A 17,313-nucleotide genomic window follows, 5' to 3' on the forward strand; every position below is an offset into this window, starting at 1 on the left:
CTGAAATGCCCCAGGTGCCTGGCGCCTCGGGATGACGGCGCGCTATCTAGGTTCGAGGCAGCGGCACGCCGTTAGGTTCAGGCCATCGCAGGGCTCACACCGGGCCGCATTTTTTTTTCCACGCTCACTTGCTTGAGCGCTTTTCGCGGCGATGCGTACAGCCAGGCTTGAGTGCTCATCGCCACGGGCCGCGCTTCCAGGCGATAGCGCTGACCGGCGACGAAGTCGTAGTTGACCTTCAAATGGCAGGTGATCTGCCTTGGATTGCCCATCATGCCGCCGCCGGTTTCCACCTCGAATTGAAAGCGCGCGCGCAGCTCGTGGCTGCCGGGGCTGACTTGGAAAAAACGGCCGTCGCTGACTTTTTTGCCGTCCAGCTTTTGCGCCATCAAGGTATTACCCGGCGTGCTGTACAGCTCGATCCACGCTTGCTGCGGGTCGGGCTCGGGCAGCGCCGCAGCGCAGGCGGTCAGGGGCAAGGCACAGAGCAAAATCGGCAGCAGGCGCATGGTCGTCTCTCTTTTTTACAAGCTCGCATCATCGGAGCAATTACACCTCGCCGCAACGGCTCTCCCGCGCCCGCGCCAGCAGCTGATGCTGCTGATCATAGAGCTTGGCCCATGGGCGAAAACCGATGCTGCCGGCGACTAGTTTGTAGCGCTGGCCGGCGGCGAATTCGGGGTAGTCGAGTTTGAGCACGCAGGTGCGTTCCAGCCCCTGGCTGTCGGGGCCGATGTTGCTGGGCGTCACGGCAAATTGCAGGCGCATGTGCAACTCGTGCTGGCCGGGGGTCACCTGGAAATAGCGATCATCTTCCAGCTCGCTGGCGTCTACTTTCGCGGCTTGCAGGGTGTTGGCTTCGCTGGTGCGTAAATCGACCCACGCCTGGCTAGGATCGGGGGACGGCATCATGGCGCAGCCACCAAAACTGAGCAGGCTGGTGGCGAGCAAAAATTGGCGCATGGTTCGGGCTCCGTGGTCGGTCTGATTTTTATAAGGACGAGCCTGGAGCGCGCCGTCGGGATGGGGTAGGTTTTGTGGCTTCGCCACCGCCCTGCCCGGATCGCCCGATGCTGCCCTGCTTATCCTGGTTACTCGACCTGCCGCGCTGGCGCTGGGTTCCGCTGCTGCTGGTTTTGCTGCTGAACGGTTGCAGCTACTACACGCAGCTGCTCACCGGCCAGGTCGACCTGCTGAGGCGCCGCGAGCCCATCAGCGAATTGCTCGCCAAGCCGGACCTGAATCCCGCCCTGCGCCAACGTTTGCAGCTGGCAGAGGAGGCGCGCCGCTTCGCCAGCGCCCAACTCGCGCTGCCGGATAACCAGAGCTACCGCCTGTATGCCGACCTCGGCCGCCCTTACGTGGTGTGGAATGTGTTCGCCACGCCGGAATTCTCTCTGGACCCGCAGACCCACTGTTTCCCGATTGCCGGGTGCGTGGCCTACCGCGGTTTTTACGACCAGAACCGTGCGCGCGGCGCGGCGGCGTTGATGAAGCAGGAGGGCCTCGACACGTATGTCGCCGGCATCGAGGCCTACTCCACCCTCGGCTGGTTTGCCGACCCGCTGCTCAACACCATGCTGCGCTGGGACGACCAACGCTGGGTGGCCGTTATTTTCCATGAGCTGGCGCACCAGCAGTTCTATTTGCCGGGCGACACCGCCTTCAACGAGTCGTACGCCAGCTTTGTTGAAACCGAAGGCCTGCGCCAATGGCGTGAGGCTCGCGGTTTAAAAGCGCCCGAAGAGGGCGCGCGGGAGAAGCAACGCGAGCAGTTCAGCGCCCTGGTATTGGCCAGCCGCGAGCGCCTGCAAACCCTCTACGCCAGCGGCAAACCCGAGGCGCAGATGCGCGTGGAAAAGGCGGCGGAATTCGAGCGCCTGCGCCGCGACTACCTCACCTTGCGAACCACCGCCTGGGCCGGTGATGGTCGTTACGACGCCTGGATGTTCGGCCCGCTCAACAACGCCAAGTTGCTACCTTTCGGTCTGTATGACCAATGGCAGCCGGCCTTTGCCGCGTTGTTCAACCAGGTGCAGGGCGACTGGCCGCGCTTTTACGCCGAGGTCAAACGCCTCGGCGAGTTACCGGACAACGAGCGACAAGCCCGCCTGGCTCAGCTGCAACGCGAAGGCCGTTAACGCGCGAATGCCTGGTGCAGCTCGGCCAGCGTGCGGAAGTGAAACGTCGGGTGTTGCGCCTGGATCTCTTCTTCGCTGCCAAAGCCATAGCCCACCGCCACGCTTTGCAGGCCATTGCGGTGCGCGCCGATGAGGTCGTGTTTGCGGTCGCCGATCATCAGGGTCTGGCTGGGGTCCAGTTTTTCCTGTTCCAGCAGGTGGGCGATCAGCTCGACTTTGTCGGTGCGGGTGCCGTCCAACTCGCTGCCGTAAATCACTTTGAAGTGTTTGGCGAAGTCGAAATGGCGAGCAATTTCGCGCGCGAACACGTGGGGTTTCGAGGTGGCGATGTACAACGTGCGGCCTTGCGCGGTGAGGCTGCCGAGTAACTCGCCGACGCCGTCGAATACGCGGTTTTCATAGAGACCGGTGACCTTGAAACGCTCCCGGTAAAAATTCACCGCCTGCCAGGCTTTGGCTTCGTCGAACCCGTAAAACTGCATAAACGCTTGGAGCAGCGGCGGGCCAATAAAGTGCTCGAGCTGGCGCAGGTCTGGCTCGTCGATGCCGAGTTGGGCGAGGGCAAATTGAATCGAGCGGGTGATGCCTTCACGGGGGTCGGTGAGGGTGCCGTCGAGGTCGAAAAGAATGGTTTGTTGATGCATGGCTAGGCGGGCCCAAGAGTTCGGAGGCGCCATGATAGCAAGCCAAACGCGGCCAAAACCTGTGGCAGCCGCTGGGCGGCATTCCCATCAGCCGCCGCGCGTTTATGACTGCCTACCCAAGCCAGATCACAAGCGGTGGATCACAAGCGGCAGATCAAGAACATCGCGGCTGAAGCCGCTCCTACGGTTTGCGGTGCTCTTGTGGGAGCGGCTTTAGCCGCGATGTGGGCGGGGCCACTCACGCATTCAGCTGCGGTTCCAGCACCTGCGCCAACCAGTCCATAAACACCCGCACCCGCTTGGGCAAATTGCGCCGGTGCGCGTAAAGCAAGGTGACCTTCATGGGCGCCGGGACAAACTCGGGCAACACCTCCACCAGCTCACCCCGCGCCAGGCTGTCGCGCTTTGCCGGCCACCGGCGCCTGAATAATGCCGAAGCCCGCCAGGCACGCGGCGTAGTAACAATCGGCGTTGTTAACCGTCACCGCGCCCGCCATCGGCAGGCAGTGGCGTTTGCCATGCAGCTGGTATTCAAACCCCGTCGGGCGCGAGCCAAAGGTGGACGCGTAATGCACCAGCCGGTGCTCGGCCATATCGGCCAACGAGCGCGGCGTGCCATAGCGCTTCAGGTAGCCGGGGCTAACGAAATTGCCTTGGCGATACGCGCCAAGCGGACGCGCCACCAGCGTGGTGTCGGGCAATTCACCAACGCGCATGACGCAGTCGAAGCCTTCGCGTACCAGGTCGACGAGGCGGTCGGTGGCGCTCACTTCTATTTCGATCAGCGGATGCTGGTCGCTGAATTCCGCCAGGCGCGGCAGCACGAACTCACGCGCGGTGACCGTGGGCATGTCGATGCGCAAGCGCCCGCGCACGCTCTGATCCTGGCGGAACAGGCTTTCCAACTCGTCCACTTGGTCGAGCATGTCTTTGCAGCGTTCGTAGAGCACCAGGCCGTCCTGGGTCGCTTGCACCTTGCGCGTGGTGCGCTGCAGCAGGCGCGCGCCGAGCATTTCCTCAAGCAAGCGCACGTGTTCAGACACGGTCGATTTCGGCAGCCCCAAGCTGTCGGCGGCGCCGGTGAAACTGGCCAATTCGGTTACGCGGGCGAAGGTTTTATACAGCTCAAGCTTGTTCATGGCGGCGGCCTTATTGTTCGGCTAATCCGCATGGTATGTGCAGATTCTTCGGCTTTATCGGCTTATACGTCGAGCCTACAGTGGCGTCGACTTCACCACCAGCCCACCGGGAGAAACCACCATGACGCGCAAAATTGCTCTTATCACCGGCGCCAGCCGCGGCCTCGGCAAAAACGCAGCGCTGCACCTGGCAGCCCAGGGCGTCGACATTATCGGCACCTACCACAGCCGTCGCGACGACGCCGATGCGCTAGTGAAGCAAATCGAAGAAGCCGGCAGCCGCGCTGTGATGCTACAACTGGACGTCGGCGACAGCGCCAGCTTTGCCGCGTTTGCCGACACCGTCGACACCGCGCTGGGCAGCCATTTTGATACCGACACGTTCGACTTCTTGCTGAACAACGCCGGCATGGGCATCCACGCCAGCTTTGCCGACACCAGCGAAGCGCAGTTCGACCAGTTGGTGAACGTGCACCTCAAAGGCCCGTTCTTTCTGACCCAACGCCTGTTGCCGCTGCTGGCCGATGGCGGGCGCATTCTCAATGTGTCGTCGGGCCTGGCCCGCTTCGCCTTGCCGGGCTACGCGGCCTACGCCGTGATGAAAGGCGGCATCGAAGTGCTCACCCGCTATCAAGCCAAGGAGTTGGGCGCGCGTGGTATCAGCGTGAACACCCTGGCACCCGGCGCGATCGAAACCGACTTCGGTGGCGGCGCGGTACGCGATAACGCTGACCTCAACGCCATGGTCGCCAGCAACACCGCCCTGGGCCGGGTCGGCGTACCCGGACGACATCGGCGCCGCCATCGCCCTGCTATTCAGCGACGGCAGCCGTTGGATCAACGCCCAGCGTATCGAGGCGTCGGGCGGGATGTTTCTGTAAAACTGCGCGGCGTTGATCCCCTGTGGAGAGGCTTTAGCCTCGATGCGTTTGATCTTAAAAGCATCGAGGCTGAAGCCTCTCCTACAGGGGTGTTAACCGCCTAGTTAGTCGTAACCTTCGGCGAGGTGCTGATCTTTCAACCGCACGTAATTCCCCGCGCTGTGGTAAAAAACGCCCGCTCCTTTTCCGTGAGCGGGCGCATTTGTTTGGCGGGGCTGCCCACGTACAGAAAGCCGCTCTCCAACACGCGCCCCCGGTGGCACCAGGCTGCCGGCGCCTAGGATCACTTCATCTTCGATCACCGCGCCGTCCATCACCGTCGAGCCCATGCCGATGAGGATGCGATTGCCCACGGTGCAGCCGTGCAGCATCACTTTGTGGCCGATGGTCACGTCATCGCCGATCAACAGCGGGAAGCCGTCGGGGTTGAACGGGCCGGCGTGGGTGATGTGCAACACGCTGGCGTCTTGCACGCTGGTGCGCGCGCCGATGCGGATGCGGTGCATGTCGCCGCGAATGACGGTGAGCGGCCACACCGAGCTGTCATCGCCCACCACCACATCGCCAATCACCACGGCCGACGCGTCGACAAATGCGTTTGCGCCGAGCTGCGGCGTGGTGCCCTGGTACGTTCGAATAGCCACGATAGAAACCTCTAAAGCTGCGTTAAAGGTTGATTGTAATTAAGATGGCGCCATATCTGCTTCAGCGCATCCAATGTTGATGAAGCACACCATTCATAGCCAGACAGGTGACCGTCGTGAGCGAGAACAACCCTCTACTGCAAGCCTTCGACCTTCCACCCTACTCCGCCATCCGCCCCGAACACGTTGAACCTGCCGTCGACACACTGCTGGCCGAAGGCCGCGCGGCGTTGGCCAAATTGCTCGCCGAACAACCCGCCACCCCGACCTGGGAAGGCCTGGTATTGGCGCTGGATGAGCAAGGCGAACGCCTGGGTCGCGCCTGGAGCCCGGTCAGCCACCTGAACGCCGTGCGCAATAGCCCCGAGCTGCGCGAAGCGTACGAGGCCTGCTTGCCGAAACTGTCGGAGTACTGGACCGAACTGGGCCAGAACCGCGCGCTGTTCCAAGCCTATGAAGCGCTGGCCCAGAGCCCCGCCGCCGCCAGCTTTGACGTGGCGCAGCAGACCATTCTGCAAAACGCCCTGCGCGATTTCCGCCTCTCGGGCATCGACCTGCCGCCGGCTGAGCAACAGCGCTACGGCGCCATTCAAATGAAATTGTCCGAGCTGGGCAGCCGCTTCTCCAACCAGTTGCTCGACGCCACTCAGGCGTGGACCAAACACATCACCGACGAAGCCGCCCTCGACGGGCTGCCCGATTCGGCCAAGGCGCAAATGGCCCAGGCCGCCGCCGCCAAAGAGCTGGACGGCTGGCTGATCAGCCTGGAATTCCCCAGCTACTACGCGGTAATGACCTACGCCAACGACCGCGCCCTGCGCGAAGAGCTGTACGCCGCTTACTGCACGCGCGCCTCGGACCAAGGCCCGAACGCCGGCCAGAACGACAACGGCCCGGTGATGGCGGAAATTCTCGACCTGCGTCAGGAACTGGCCCAACTGCTGGGCTTCGCCAACTTCGCCGAGCTGAGCCTGGCGACCAAAATGGCCGAGAACAACGAGCAGGTGCTGACCTTCCTGCGCGACCTGGCGCAGCGCAGCAAACCGTTCGCCGCCCAAGACCTGAGCGAGCTCAAAGCCTATGCCGCCGAGCAAGGCTGCGCGGACCTGCAAAGCTGGGACGTCGGTTATTACAGCGAGAAACTGCGCGAGCAGCGCTACAGCATTTCCCAGGAAATCCTGCGCGCCTACTTCCCCATCGACAAAGTGTTGAGCGGCCTGTTCGCCATCGTGCAGAAGCTCTACGGCATCGAAATCACCGAGCTAAAAGGCTTCGACACCTGGCATCCCGACGTTCGGCTGTTCGAAATCAAGGAAAACGGCGAGCACGTCGGCCGCTTCTTCTTCGACCTCTACGCTCGCCCCAACAAACGCGGCGGTGCCTGGATGGACGGCGCCCGCGACAAACGCCGCACCGCAGCCGGCAGCATCGTCAGCCCGGTGGCCAACTTGGTGTGCAACTTCATGCCTGCCGTGGGCGACCAACCGGCGCTGCTGACGCACGATGAAGTCACCACCTTGTTCCACGAATTCGGCCATGGCCTGCACCACCTGCTGACCCGCGTCGAGCACGCCGGGGCGTCGGGCATCAACGGCGTGGCGTGGGATGCCGTGGAGCTGCCGAGCCAGTTCATGGAGAACTGGTGCTGGGAGCCGGAAGGTCTGGCCTTGATTTCCGGGCACTACAAAACCGGCGAGGCGCTGCCGCAAAACCTGCTGGAAAAAATGCTGGAGGCGAAGAACTTCCAGTCCGGCCTGATGATGGCGCGGCAGGTGGAATTCTCGCTGTTCGACTTCGAACTGCACGCCACCCATGGCGACGGCCGTTCGGTATTGGACGTGCTGGAAAACATCCGCGCCGAGGTCTCGGTGATGCGTCCGCCAGCCTACAACCGCTTCCCCAACAGCTTCGCGCACATCTTCGCCGGGGGTTACGCGGCCGGTTACTACAGCTACAAATGGGCTGAAGTGCTGTCGGCCGATGCCTTCTCCAAATTCGAAGAAGACGGCGTGCTCAACCCGGACACCGGCCGCGCGTTCCGCGAAGCCATTCTGGCCCGTGGCGGCTCGCAGGCGCCGATGGTGCTGTTTGTCGACTTCCGTGGCCGCGAACCGAGCATCGACGCCCTGCTGCGCCACCTCGGCCTGAGCGCGGAGGCCGCGTAATGACCACCAGCAAAAAACGCTTTATCGCCGGCGCCGTGTGCCCGGCGTGCAGCGAGGGCGACAAAATTCAAATGTGGGACGTCGACGGCGTTCCCCACCGAGAATGCGTGGCCTGCGGCTACGCTGACACCCTCAACGAGCAAGGCCAGTCGGTTCCAAAAGAACTGGGCACACGGGTCAACAAAAACGCCGCGAAACCGGCAGACCCGAAAGTGCAGGGCGTGCAGTTTTTTCCGAATCCCAAGCTGAAGAAACCAAGCGAGTAGCGTCTATGTGGCATGTCGTGTGTGGCGACAACGCGGTGAAGGGCGTAACACGCGTGGTGGGTGAAGGGTTATCGCTGCAAGTGTTGCGCGATGACCTTGCGGTTGGGCCTTTGGTAGATGTCGACCAGCCGCCGTGCGCCGAGCGCGCTGCGTTCTGGCAAGGCGCGTGTGGCCCGCCGCCGTGCAACCGGCGCCGGACTTTTCCACCCTGGGCGACGACGTGCACTGGCTGGCCAGCCTCGCCAACGAAACCAAACCGGTCACCGTGTGGCATGGCGACAGTGCCTCGGAGCAACTGATGCTCTGTCGCGTGGCCGCTGCGTTGCAGCGCAGTAGCCTGCCCTTCTTCGAAGTGCCTTGCGGCACCGGTGACAGCCGCGTGGCCTGGCGCCGCGCCGTGGCCATGCACGCGCCGGACGAACTGGTCAGCCTGTACCAACCTCGGCTGGTCAGCTTCTTCGCGGCGCCAGCAATTGGGGGGCAATGGCGGCAGGTGGTGGCGGAAAATGCGGGAGTTCGGCGCTGGTCGAACAACCGCTTCCAAGGCGAGGGTTACCTCACCACCGACGAAACCCTGCTGGCAGCGTGTACCCAGGATTGGCAGCCGTTGGCGCAGGTGATGGCCGAGGTGATGGCCGAGGTGATGAAGCGCAGCGACGGGTTTTTCGCCACCGACTTCTTCGTATTTTGGCGAGCCCGGGAATTGGCGAAGGCGGGGCGGTTGGCGTTATCGGCGGATGCTGAGGCGGTGAGTTATGGGGGGTTGGAGGTTCGGAGGCTGGGTTAGGTTTGGGCGATTAAAAGCTCGAGGCTAAAGCCTCTCCTACAGAAGTCACCGCTCACCTGTAGGAGAGGCTTCAGCCTCGATCCCTGCAAACCTCGCAATCAGGCACTAGCCCCGCCGAAAAACTCCCCCGGCGTGCATTCAAATCTGCTGCCGAAACGCCGCAATAAACGCCGACGTCGAGTCATACCCGCACCCCAACGCCACATCCGTGACCCGCGCCCCTTGCTCCAGCGGCGACAGCGCGCCGAGCAAGCGCAGCCGTTGCCGCCAGGCGCGAAAGGTCAGGCCGGTGTCGCGCAAGAACAGCCGGCTCAAAGTTTTCTCCGAAGCGCCCAATTGCTTGCTCCAATCGCTCAGGCTGCGGCCATCTTCGGGATGCGCCTGCAACTGCCGGCACAGCTGCTGCAAACGCGGATCGGTGGGCAACGGTAGCGACAGCCGCACTTCCTCAGCGTTACGCAGCTGATCCAACAACACCTGCACCAGGCGGCCATCGGCGCCGGCTTCGTCGTATTCCACTGGCAATTGCGCGAAGCGGCTGATCAGTTCGCGGGTCAGTGGGCTCACGCTCAACACGCGGCAATGGCTGGGCGCCCAGTCGGTGACGGCGCAATCGAGGTACAAGCCGCGCAATTCAGTGCGCGGCGAACTGATCACTTCATGCTCCAGGCCCGCCGGAATCCAGATGGCCCGCTGCGGCGGCGCAACGAAACTGCCGGCGTTGGTGTGCACGTGCAGCACGCCCTGGATGGCGTAGGAAAGTTGCACCCACGGATGGCTATGACGCGGCGTGCTGACTTGCAGCGGCAGCGACTCAGCGCGGGAATACACGGGGCGCGGCAGGCGCGGAAGGTCCGGCACCTGGCGTTGCCCGAGAAAAATCTGTCCGTTTGCCGGCATATTGTGGCTTTCTTGCGTTAGTCGGTAACAAGGGCCCCACGGTAAAGTCCGCCCTACTCTTTGGCAACCCGACCGGAACCACCGCCCATGGCCCGCTCCCGACTTCTTCCCGACAATTTCACCCTCACGCTGATCGCCGTCGTCGCCACCGCCAGCCTGCTGCCGTGCAGCGGCCAGGCGGCGGTGGCGTTTGGCTGGATCACCAATATCGCCATCGCCCTGCTGTTCTTTTTGCACGGCGCCAAATTGTCGCGCGAGGCCATCATCGCCGGCGCAGGCCACTGGCGCCTGCACCTGGTGGTGTTTGCCTGCACCTTTGTGTTGTTCCCGTTGCTGGGCATGGCGCTGAAGCCGGTGCTGTCGCCGCTGGTGGGCACTGAGCTGTATATGGGCATGCTGTACCTGTGCGCGTTGCCGGCCACGGTGCAGTCGGCCATCGCCTTCACTTCGCTGGCGCGCGGCAACATTCCTGCGGCTATTTGGCAGCGCCGCTGCCTCCAGCTTGTTTGGGATTTTTCTGACACCACTGCTGGTTACGCTGCTGCTAGACGTACACGGCGAAGGCGGCTCCACCCTCGACGCCATTGTGAAGATCAGCGTGCAGTTGCTGCTGCCGTTTATTGCCGGCCAGATCGCGCGGCGCTGGATCGGAACCTGGGTGGCTGCCAATAAAAACTGGCTGCGCTTTGTCGACCAAGGCTCGATTCTGCTGGTGGTCTACACCGCCTTCAGCGAGGCGGTGATCGAAGGCCTGTGGCACCAGCGCCGTTGCCGAAACTGCTTTGGCTGGTGCTGGCCTGCGTGCTCTTGGCGCTGGTGTTGGTGCTGGTTCACCTGCTCGGCAAGTGGCTGGGTTTCAACATGGAAGACCGCATCACCATTTTGTTTTGCGGTTCGAAAAAGAGCCTGGCGACCGGCGTGCCCATGGCGCAGGTGTTGTTCGCCGGCGGCAGCATCGGCCTGTTGATTCTGCCGCTCATGCTGTTCCACCAAATTCAGCTGATGGTATGCGCGGTGCTGGCCCAACGCTACGCCGAACGCGAAGAACCCGAGATCAGCGCGACTGCAGAAAGCCGCTGAGCGGAAACTTCCCGCCCGCACTGGCGCGTTTCCGGCAAACGATTTACTGTACATCCATCCAGTTAAATCGTTTGCAGGTGCGCCATGTCGCAGTTTCTCCCGCCCCGTGGCCGAGGTACGGCCAGCAACCCGCACAACCGCTTCGCCGCCACCCGCTCGGTACGTGAAGACGACGGCTGGTTTCAGGAAGAAACCCCGCTGACCTTCACCACCGAAGTGCGTGAAGAGTTCGCCAAAAAGCGTGATCACCCGCAACACCTCGCCTGACGTTGGCTTCGACCGCTCGGTAAACCCTTATCGCGGCTGCGAACACGGCTGCATCTACTGCTTCGCCCGCCCGAGCCACGCTTACTGGGACATGTCGCCCGGCATCGATTTCGAAACCAAGCTGATCGCCAAAACCAACCTCGCCAGCCGCCTGGAAGAACAGTTGCAAAAGCCCGGTTACGAGCCGGCGCCCATCGCCCTGGGCATCAATACCGACGCCTACCAGCCCATCGAGCGCGAGCAACAGCTGACCCGCCGCAGCTTGGAAATCATGCTGCGCTACCGTCACCCGGTGCACATCATCACCAAGAGTTCGCTGATCCTGCGCGACCTCGATCTACTCAGCGAACTGGCCAGCCGCAACTTGGTCAGCGTGGCCTTTAGCCTGACCACGCTGGACGATGAACTCAAACGCATCATGGAACCGCGCGCCGCCTCGCCAAAGGCGCGCTTGCGGGCCATGAAAGAGCTGCACGAAGCCGGCGTGCCGGTGAGCGCCATGGTGGCGCCGGTGGTTCCGATGATCACCGACATGGAGTTGGAGCAGATTCTCGCCGCCGCCAAAGAGGCCGGCGCACGCTCAGCCGGTTATGTGCTGCTGCGCCTGCCGCTGGAAATCGCCGAGCTGTTTGAAGAGTGGCTGACCAGCCATTTTCCCGACCGCGCCGCCCATGTCATGAGCCTGATTCGCCAGTCGCGCGGCGGCAAAAATTACGACAGCCGTTTCGGCGTGCGCATGAAAGGCGAAGGCGTATTCGCCGAACTGCTGAGCCAGCGTTTCAAACTGGCCATCAAGCGCCTGGACCTCAACCGACGCGGCGACTACGGCCTGGATTGCACGCAGTTTTGCCCGCCCGGCGCACAAATGTCGCTGATCTAAGCGCTGGGCAGCGCAGGCGGCTCGCGCTAAGGTTTAGCGCCTCAGCCTCTCTGTTTCTGGTAGCGCAGCATGGCCCGTACGTCGCGAATTACCGACCCCTCCTACGAGTTGATGGATGACCACGAAGGTCATTCGCTGATCTATCGCCAGCACGGCTTCCCCAGCCCGCTGGTGCGTTGGCACTTCCACAAGGAGTACGAGCTGCACCTGATCGTGGCCAGCTCGGGCAAGGTGTTTATCGGCGACTACATCGGCAACTTCGCCCCCGACACGCTGTTTCTCACCGGCCCCATCTGCCCCACAACTGGATCAGCCAGGTGGCGGCAGACGAGGTGTATCCGCAGCGCGACATGCTGGTGAATTTCACCGACCAAGTGCTCGACAGCGGCAGCGCAGTGTTCTCCGAACTTCAGGGCTTGGCGCCGCTTCTGGGGCGCGCGCAGTACGGCATCGAATTTCGCTGCCCGCGTTTGATCAGCGAAGCGCGCGGCCTGATGCAGCGCATTGCCGAGTCCAGCGGCATGACGCGCCTGGGCCATTTTCTGATTCTGATGGAGCTGCTCGCCGCCACCGAGGACTACCAACTGCTCTCCGGCGTGCGGGCCACGCAACTGGCCGACGAGAGCAATGTGGAGCGCATCAACCGCGCGGTGGATTTTATCTTTCAGCACTACGTGCAAGACCTCACCCAGGAGCAGGTCGCCGAGCAGTTGGGCATGACGCCAACGTACTTCTCGCGCTTTTTCAAGCAGGCCACCGGGCGCGGTTTCGTGGAGTTTGTTAATCGCCTGCGGGTGAGCAAATCCTGCGAGTTGCTCAGCACCAGCGACAAGCCGGTGACTGACGTGTGCTTCGAATCCGGCTTCAGCAACGTGTCGAACTTCAACCGGCGCTTCCAGCAACTCAAAGGCATGACGCCGTCCGGTTACCGACGGCTGGTCACACAACGCATGACCGAGCAAAACCGGTACTGATTCACACCGCCTGACTCACCACTTCCGCCTCAAATCAGCGTGCTAAAGGGGCGCGGCGTACACTTTTGCGCGAATTGCCCTACAGACGGACTGCAAAAAAGTATCGGTCGCGGTGCAGGCAAGGCGTTGTTTGCGCTGGCGAGGCGGCGTGTAATCGACCCCGGTCAAACAAAAACAATAATGTCTTGCGCCGCCGACCTGGCTGCCAAGAGGAGTTCAACACCATGAACCACACGCTCAAGGCACTGGTTGCCGCCCTCTGCTTGTCGTCGTCCGCCGTTACCCTGGCGGGCGAAACCCTGACCATCGCCACGGTCAACAACAGCGACATGATCCGCATGCAAAAGCTCTCGAAAACCTTCGAAGAGCAGCATCCCGATATCAAACTGAAGTGGGTCGTTCTCGAAGAGAACGTCCTGCGCCAACGCCTGACCACTGACATCGCCACCGAGGGCGGCCAGTTCGACGTGCTGACCATCGGCATGTACGAAGCCTCGCTGTGGGGTGCCAAGGGTTGGCTCGAACCGATGAAAGACCTGCCCGCCAGCTACGACCTCGACGACGTGTTCCCCTCCGTGCGCGAAGGGCTGTCGGCCAAGGGTCAGCTCTATGCGCTACCGTTCTACGCCGAAGCCTCCATCACCTATTACCGCACCGACCTGTTCAAGGCCGCCGGCCTGGAAATGCCCGAGCACCCGACCTGGGAACAGCTCGCCGGTTTCGCTGAAAAACTGCACAAGCCTGACCAGGGCCAGTACGGCATCTGCCTGCGCGGCAAAGCCGGTTGGGGCGAAAATATGGCGCTGATTACCACCATCGGCAACGCCTACGGTGCGCGCTGGTTCGATGAGAAATGGCAGCCGGAATTTGACGGCAGCGAATGGAAAAACGCGCTGAATTTCTACGTCACCACTATGAATAAATTCGGCCCGCCCGGCGCCTCGAGCAACGGCTTCAACGAAAACCTGGCGCTGTTCAACAGCGGCAAATGCGGCATGTGGGTCGACGCCAGCGTGGCCGGCTCGTTTGTGACCGACAAAGCGCAAAGCAAGGTCGCCGACCACGTGGGCTTCACCTTCGCGCCCAAGCAAGTCACCGACAAGGGCGCGACCTGGCTGTACTCCTGGGCGCTGGCCATTCCCACCAGTTCCAAAGCCAAAGACGCCGCCAAGCTGTTCAGCGCCTGGGCAACCTCCAAGGAATACGGCGCGCTGGTCGCCGAGAAAGATGGCGTCGCCAACGTGCCGCCAGGCACCCGCGCCTCGACCTACAACGACGCCTACATGAGCGCCGCGCCGTTCGCCAAGGTCACCCTGGAATCACTAAAAGCTGCCGACCCGACCGCCCCTGGCGTGCGCCCGGTGCCGTACGTGGGCATTCAGTTGGTGACCATCCCTGAGTTCCAGGCCATCGGCACGCAAGTCGGCAAGCTGTTCGCCGCCGCGCTGACCGGGCAGATGCAGGTCGACCAGGCGCTGAGCGCCGCGCAGGCCAGCACCGTGCGTGAGATGAAGCGTGCGGGCTATCCGAAATAGTCAGCCGACGTAACGCCTTCTTTCCCCCGTAGAGGCACCCCGCCGGCACGCTCCCCCGCGCCGGCGTTTCAACCCTGTCATGGAGTCGCCATGAGTTCCTCGGTTCTCGACACCGTTGCCAACGCACCCGCTGCCGCACCGCGCGCCAGGCGGCGAGCGTTGAAACCGGGCTGGTTTCTGGTCAGCCCCTCCGTCGCCCTGCTGCTGTTGTGGATGATCGTGCCGCTGGGCATGACCGTGTATTTCTCTCTGATCCGCTACAACCTGCTGTCGCCCGGCGAGAACGAATTCGTCGGTCTGGAGAACTTCGAGTTCTTCGTCACCGACCCCGGTTTTATGCCCGGCGCGCTGCACACCCTTACCCTGGTGGGCAGCGTATTGGCCATAAGCGTGATCTTCGGCGTGCTGATTAGCGCCTTGCTGGAGGCCTGCGAATTCTGGGGTCGCGGCATTGTGCGCGTGCTGTTGATCTCGCCTTTTTTCATCATGCCGACCGTCAGCGCCTTGCTGTGGAAGAACCTGATCTTCCACCCGGTGTCGGGCATTCTCGCGGCCGTTTGGCGTTTCTTCGGCGCTCAGCCGGTGGACTGGCTGGCGCACTATCCGCTGCTGTCGATCATTCTCATTGTGTCGTGGCAGTGGCTGCCGTTCGCCATTCTGATTCTGATGACGGCCATGCAGTCCCTCGACCAAGACCAAAAAGAAGCCGCGCGCCTCGACGGCGCCGGCCCCATCGCCATTTTCTGGCACCTGACCCTGCCGCACCTGGCGCGTCCGATTGCCGTGGTGGTGATGATCGAGACCATCTTTCTGCTCTCGGTATTCGCCGAAATCTTCACCACGACCAGCGGCGGGCCGGGCTACGAATCGACCAACCTGGCGTACCTGATCTACAACCAGGCGCTGCTGCAATTCGACGTGGGCATGGCCTCGGCGGGCGGCTTGATCGCCGTGCTGATCGCCAATATCGCCGCCATCATCCTGGTGCGGATGATTGGCAAAAACCTCACCGACCAACCCTGAAAAAAGGAGCCTGACGATGCTGACCTTGAAGCAATCCCGGCGCCTGCAAAGCGTGGTCGTGGGCACGCTGTCCTGGGCGGTGGCGCTGCTGATTTTCTTCCCGATTTTCTGGATGATCCTCACCAGCTTCAAAACCGAAATGGACGCCATCGCCACGCCGCCGCAGCTGTTCTTTGTGCCGACACTGGAGAACTACCTGCACATTAACGAGCGCAGCGACTACTTCAGTTTTGCCTGGAACTCGGTGCTGATTTCCTTCGCCGCCACGGCGCTGTGCATGTTGATTGCGGTGCCGGCGGCGTACTCCATGGCCTTCCACGAAAGCCGCCACACCAAGCGCACGCTGCTGTGGATGCTGTCGACCAAAATGCTGCCGCCAGTGGGCGTGCTCATGCCCATTTACCTGCTGTGCAAAAGCATGGGCCTGCTCGATTCGCGCCTGGCGCTGATCGTGATCTACACGCTGATCAACCTGCCGATCGTGGTGTGGATGGTCTACACGTACTTCAAAGATATTCCGGTGGATATCCTCGAAGCGGCGCGGCTGGACGGCGCCACCACCTTTCAGGAAATCGGCCGCGTGCTGCTGCCCATCGCCCGTGGCGGCCTGGCCTCGACCATGTTGTTGTCGCTGATCCTGTGTTGGAACGAGGCCTTCTGGTCGCTCAACCTCACCTCGTCTGCCGCCGCCCCGCTCACTGCGCTGGTGGCGTCCTATTCCAGCCCGGAAGGGTTGTTCTGGGCCAAGTTATCCGCCGTCTCGACCCTCGCCTGCGCGCCCATTCTGATTTTCGGCTGGATCAGCCAGAAGCAGCTGGTGCGTGGCCTGTCTTTTGGTGCCGTGAAATGACCGGCCTGGTTTCCAAGGAGTGCTCACATGGCTGATCTCAGCATCCGCAATCTGCAAAAAGGCTTCGATGGCCACGCCATCATCCAAGGCATCGACCTGGACGTACGCGACCGCGAATTCGTGGTGTTTGTCGGCCCCTCGGGCTGCGGCAAATCGACCTTGCTGCGCCTTATTGCCGGCCTGGAAGAAGTCAGCAGCGGCACCATCTCGCTGGACGGCAAAGACATCACCGACCTGGCCCCGGCTAAGCGCGATCTGGCCATGGTGTTCCAAACCTATGCGCTGTACCCGCACATGACCGTGCGCAAAAACCTGTCATTCGCCCTCGACCTGGCGCGCGTCGACAAGGCCACCGTGCAAGCCAAAGTCGACAACGCCGCGCGCATTCTCGAACTGGAGCGGCTGCTGGAACGCAAGCCCAAACAGTTGTCTGGCGGGCAGCGCCAGCGCGTGGCCATCGGTCGGGCGATTGTGCGCAACCCCAAAATCTTCCTCTTCGATGAACCGCTGTCCAACCTCGACGCCGCGCTGCGCGTGCAAACCCGCCTGGAACTGGCGCGCCTGCATAAAGAGCTGAAGGCCACGATGATTTACGTGACTCACGACCAGGTTGAAGCCATGACCCTGGCCGACAAAGTGGTGGTGCTCAACGGCGGTCGCGTGGAGCAAGTGGGCTCGCCCCTGGAGTTGTACAACCACCCGGCCAACCTGTTTGTCGCCGGTTTTCTCGGCACGCCAAAGATGGGCTTTTTGCGCGGCACGGTTGGCCAGGTAGATGGCGGCAGCTGCGAAGTGCAACTTGATGCCGGCGCCAACCTGCACCTGCCGCGCGAGGCCTGCGGTTTGTCGGCGGGCGCCAGCGTGACCCTGGGCGTGCGGCCTGAACATTTCAATATCGTGCCGGCCGGGCAAGGCCAGTTGCAGGTGGTCGCCGACGTTAGCGAACGCCTGGGCAGCGACACCTATTGCCACGTGCGCACCGCCTCCGGCGAGGCGCTGACCATCCGCGTGCGCGGCGACTTCGGCCCGGCCTACGGCCAGCCGTTGGAACTGGCCTTCGACACCGCCCACTGCCACCTCTTCGACGCCAATGGCACGGCCATCGACAAACGCAGCGCTACCGAGCAGGCGGCGTAA

Annotated in this window: 10 protein-coding genes and 9 pseudogenes; 13 read left to right on the top strand and 6 right to left on the bottom strand. The window is 62.5% G+C overall.

Features of this window, described 5'->3' with window-relative positions; translation table 11 throughout:
• Positions 1 to 77 precede the first annotated feature (77 nt).
• On the bottom strand, positions 78 to 509 hold the full coding sequence (locus tag ACZZZP_RS22790; protein ID WP_463536863.1) for a PA0061/PA0062 family lipoprotein: 432 nt from the start codon (positions 507 to 509) through the stop codon (positions 78 to 80).
• A gap of 40 nt (positions 510 to 549) precedes the next feature.
• Positions 550 to 963 carry a PA0061/PA0062 family lipoprotein gene (locus tag ACZZZP_RS22795; RefSeq protein ID WP_463384213.1) on the bottom strand — a complete coding sequence of 138 codons (414 nt, stop codon included), beginning with the start codon at positions 961 to 963 and terminating at the stop codon, positions 550 to 552.
• Between the two features lie 107 nt (positions 964 to 1,070).
• On the opposite strand from ACZZZP_RS22795, the gene ACZZZP_RS22800 reads away from it, so the two are divergent.
• Complete coding sequence (locus ACZZZP_RS22800; RefSeq protein WP_463384214.1) at positions 1,071 to 2,141, top strand: aminopeptidase; 1,071 nt, start codon at positions 1,071 to 1,073, stop codon at positions 2,139 to 2,141.
• Here the strand turns inward: ACZZZP_RS22800 and ACZZZP_RS22805 are convergent.
• Together ACZZZP_RS22805 and ACZZZP_RS22810 are read right to left on the bottom strand one after the other, a co-directional pair.
• Complete coding sequence (locus ACZZZP_RS22805; protein ID WP_463384215.1) at positions 2,138 to 2,785, bottom strand: HAD family hydrolase; 648 nt, start codon at positions 2,783 to 2,785, stop codon at positions 2,138 to 2,140. The two genes, ACZZZP_RS22800 and ACZZZP_RS22805, sit on opposite strands and share 4 nt — an antisense overlap.
• Before the next feature lie 238 nt (positions 2,786 to 3,023).
• Positions 3,024 to 3,924 (bottom strand): annotated as a pseudogene (locus ACZZZP_RS22810) (LysR family transcriptional regulator).
• 121 nt (positions 3,925 to 4,045) lie between these two features.
• Here ACZZZP_RS22810 and ACZZZP_RS22815 point away from each other — a divergent pair.
• Positions 4,046 to 4,805, top strand: a pseudogene (locus ACZZZP_RS22815) (SDR family NAD(P)-dependent oxidoreductase).
• 104 nt (positions 4,806 to 4,909) lie between these two features.
• Here ACZZZP_RS22815 and ACZZZP_RS22820 read toward each other — a convergent pair.
• Positions 4,910 to 5,449: pseudogene (locus ACZZZP_RS22820) on the bottom strand (gamma carbonic anhydrase family protein).
• 116 nt (positions 5,450 to 5,565) lie between these two features.
• On the opposite strand from ACZZZP_RS22820, the gene prlC reads away from it, so the two are divergent.
• The 3 genes and pseudogenes from prlC (at position 5,566) to ACZZZP_RS22835 (ending at position 8,667) form a co-directional block, all read left to right on the top strand.
• On the top strand, positions 5,566 to 7,614 hold the full coding sequence (gene prlC / locus ACZZZP_RS22825; RefSeq protein ID WP_463384219.1) for an oligopeptidase A: 2,049 nt from the start codon (positions 5,566 to 5,568) through the stop codon (positions 7,612 to 7,614).
• Positions 7,614 to 7,880: a YheV family putative zinc ribbon protein gene (locus ACZZZP_RS22830; RefSeq protein WP_122492172.1), complete on the top strand. Its 267-nt coding sequence runs from the start codon at positions 7,614 to 7,616 to the stop codon at positions 7,878 to 7,880. Before prlC ends, ACZZZP_RS22830 begins: the two co-directional genes overlap by 1 nt.
• 5 nt (positions 7,881 to 7,885) lie before the next feature.
• Positions 7,886 to 8,667 (top strand): annotated as a pseudogene (locus ACZZZP_RS22835) (DUF1835 domain-containing protein).
• Positions 8,668 to 8,765: 98 nt separating this feature from the next.
• Here the strand turns inward: ACZZZP_RS22835 and ACZZZP_RS22840 are convergent.
• Positions 8,766 to 9,567, bottom strand: a pseudogene (locus ACZZZP_RS22840) (AraC family transcriptional regulator).
• Between the two features lie 87 nt (positions 9,568 to 9,654).
• Here ACZZZP_RS22840 and ACZZZP_RS22845 point away from each other — a divergent pair.
• The 8 genes and pseudogenes from ACZZZP_RS22845 to ACZZZP_RS22880 all read left to right on the top strand — a co-directional run.
• Positions 9,655 to 9,990: pseudogene (locus ACZZZP_RS22845) on the top strand (bile acid:sodium symporter); the annotation flags it as partial.
• Between the two features lie 79 nt (positions 9,991 to 10,069).
• Positions 10,070 to 10,647: pseudogene (locus ACZZZP_RS22850) on the top strand (bile acid:sodium symporter).
• Positions 10,648 to 10,731: 84 nt separating this feature from the next.
• A pseudogene (locus ACZZZP_RS22855) lies at positions 10,732 to 11,794 on the top strand (PA0069 family radical SAM protein).
• Positions 11,795 to 11,863: 69 nt separating this feature from the next.
• Positions 11,864 to 12,768, top strand: a pseudogene (locus ACZZZP_RS22860) (helix-turn-helix domain-containing protein).
• A gap of 224 nt (positions 12,769 to 12,992) precedes the next feature.
• Positions 12,993 to 14,303: an ABC transporter substrate-binding protein gene (locus ACZZZP_RS22865; protein ID WP_463384223.1), complete on the top strand. Its 1,311-nt coding sequence runs from the start codon at positions 12,993 to 12,995 to the stop codon at positions 14,301 to 14,303.
• 90 nt (positions 14,304 to 14,393) lie between these two features.
• Positions 14,394 to 15,326: a carbohydrate ABC transporter permease gene (locus tag ACZZZP_RS22870; protein ID WP_463384224.1), complete on the top strand. Its 933-nt coding sequence runs from the start codon at positions 14,394 to 14,396 to the stop codon at positions 15,324 to 15,326.
• 16 nt (positions 15,327 to 15,342) lie between these two features.
• Complete coding sequence (locus tag ACZZZP_RS22875) at positions 15,343 to 16,176, top strand: carbohydrate ABC transporter permease (protein WP_463384225.1); 834 nt, start codon at positions 15,343 to 15,345, stop codon at positions 16,174 to 16,176.
• A 27-nt stretch (positions 16,177 to 16,203) separates the two neighbouring features.
• Complete coding sequence (locus ACZZZP_RS22880) at positions 16,204 to 17,313, top strand: ABC transporter ATP-binding protein (RefSeq protein WP_463384226.1); 1,110 nt, start codon at positions 16,204 to 16,206, stop codon at positions 17,311 to 17,313.

The sequence above is a fragment of the Pseudomonas sp. AC211 genome, from assembly GCF_979258055.1.

Excerpts from the sequence above, each read along its gene's own strand:
- ACZZZP_RS22790 (WP_463536863.1), bottom strand. The coding sequence starts at position 509 with ATGCGCCTGCTGCCGATTTTGCTCTGTGCCTTGCCCCTGACCGCCTGC.
- ACZZZP_RS22795 (WP_463384213.1), bottom strand. The coding sequence starts at position 963 with ATGCGCCAATTTTTGCTCGCCACCAGCCTGCTCAGTTTTGGTGGCTGC.
- ACZZZP_RS22800 (WP_463384214.1), top strand. The coding sequence starts at position 1,071 with ATGCTGCCCTGCTTATCCTGGTTACTCGACCTGCCGCGCTGGCGCTGG.
- ACZZZP_RS22805 (WP_463384215.1), bottom strand. The coding sequence starts at position 2,785 with ATGCATCAACAAACCATTCTTTTCGACCTCGACGGCACCCTCACCGAC.
- ACZZZP_RS22830 (WP_122492172.1), top strand. The coding sequence starts at position 7,614 with ATGACCACCAGCAAAAAACGCTTTATCGCCGGCGCCGTGTGCCCGGCG.
- ACZZZP_RS22865 (WP_463384223.1), top strand. The coding sequence starts at position 12,993 with ATGAACCACACGCTCAAGGCACTGGTTGCCGCCCTCTGCTTGTCGTCG.
- ACZZZP_RS22870 (WP_463384224.1), top strand. The coding sequence starts at position 14,394 with ATGAGTTCCTCGGTTCTCGACACCGTTGCCAACGCACCCGCTGCCGCA.
- ACZZZP_RS22875 (WP_463384225.1), top strand. The coding sequence starts at position 15,343 with ATGCTGACCTTGAAGCAATCCCGGCGCCTGCAAAGCGTGGTCGTGGGC.
- ACZZZP_RS22880 (WP_463384226.1), top strand. The coding sequence starts at position 16,204 with ATGGCTGATCTCAGCATCCGCAATCTGCAAAAAGGCTTCGATGGCCAC.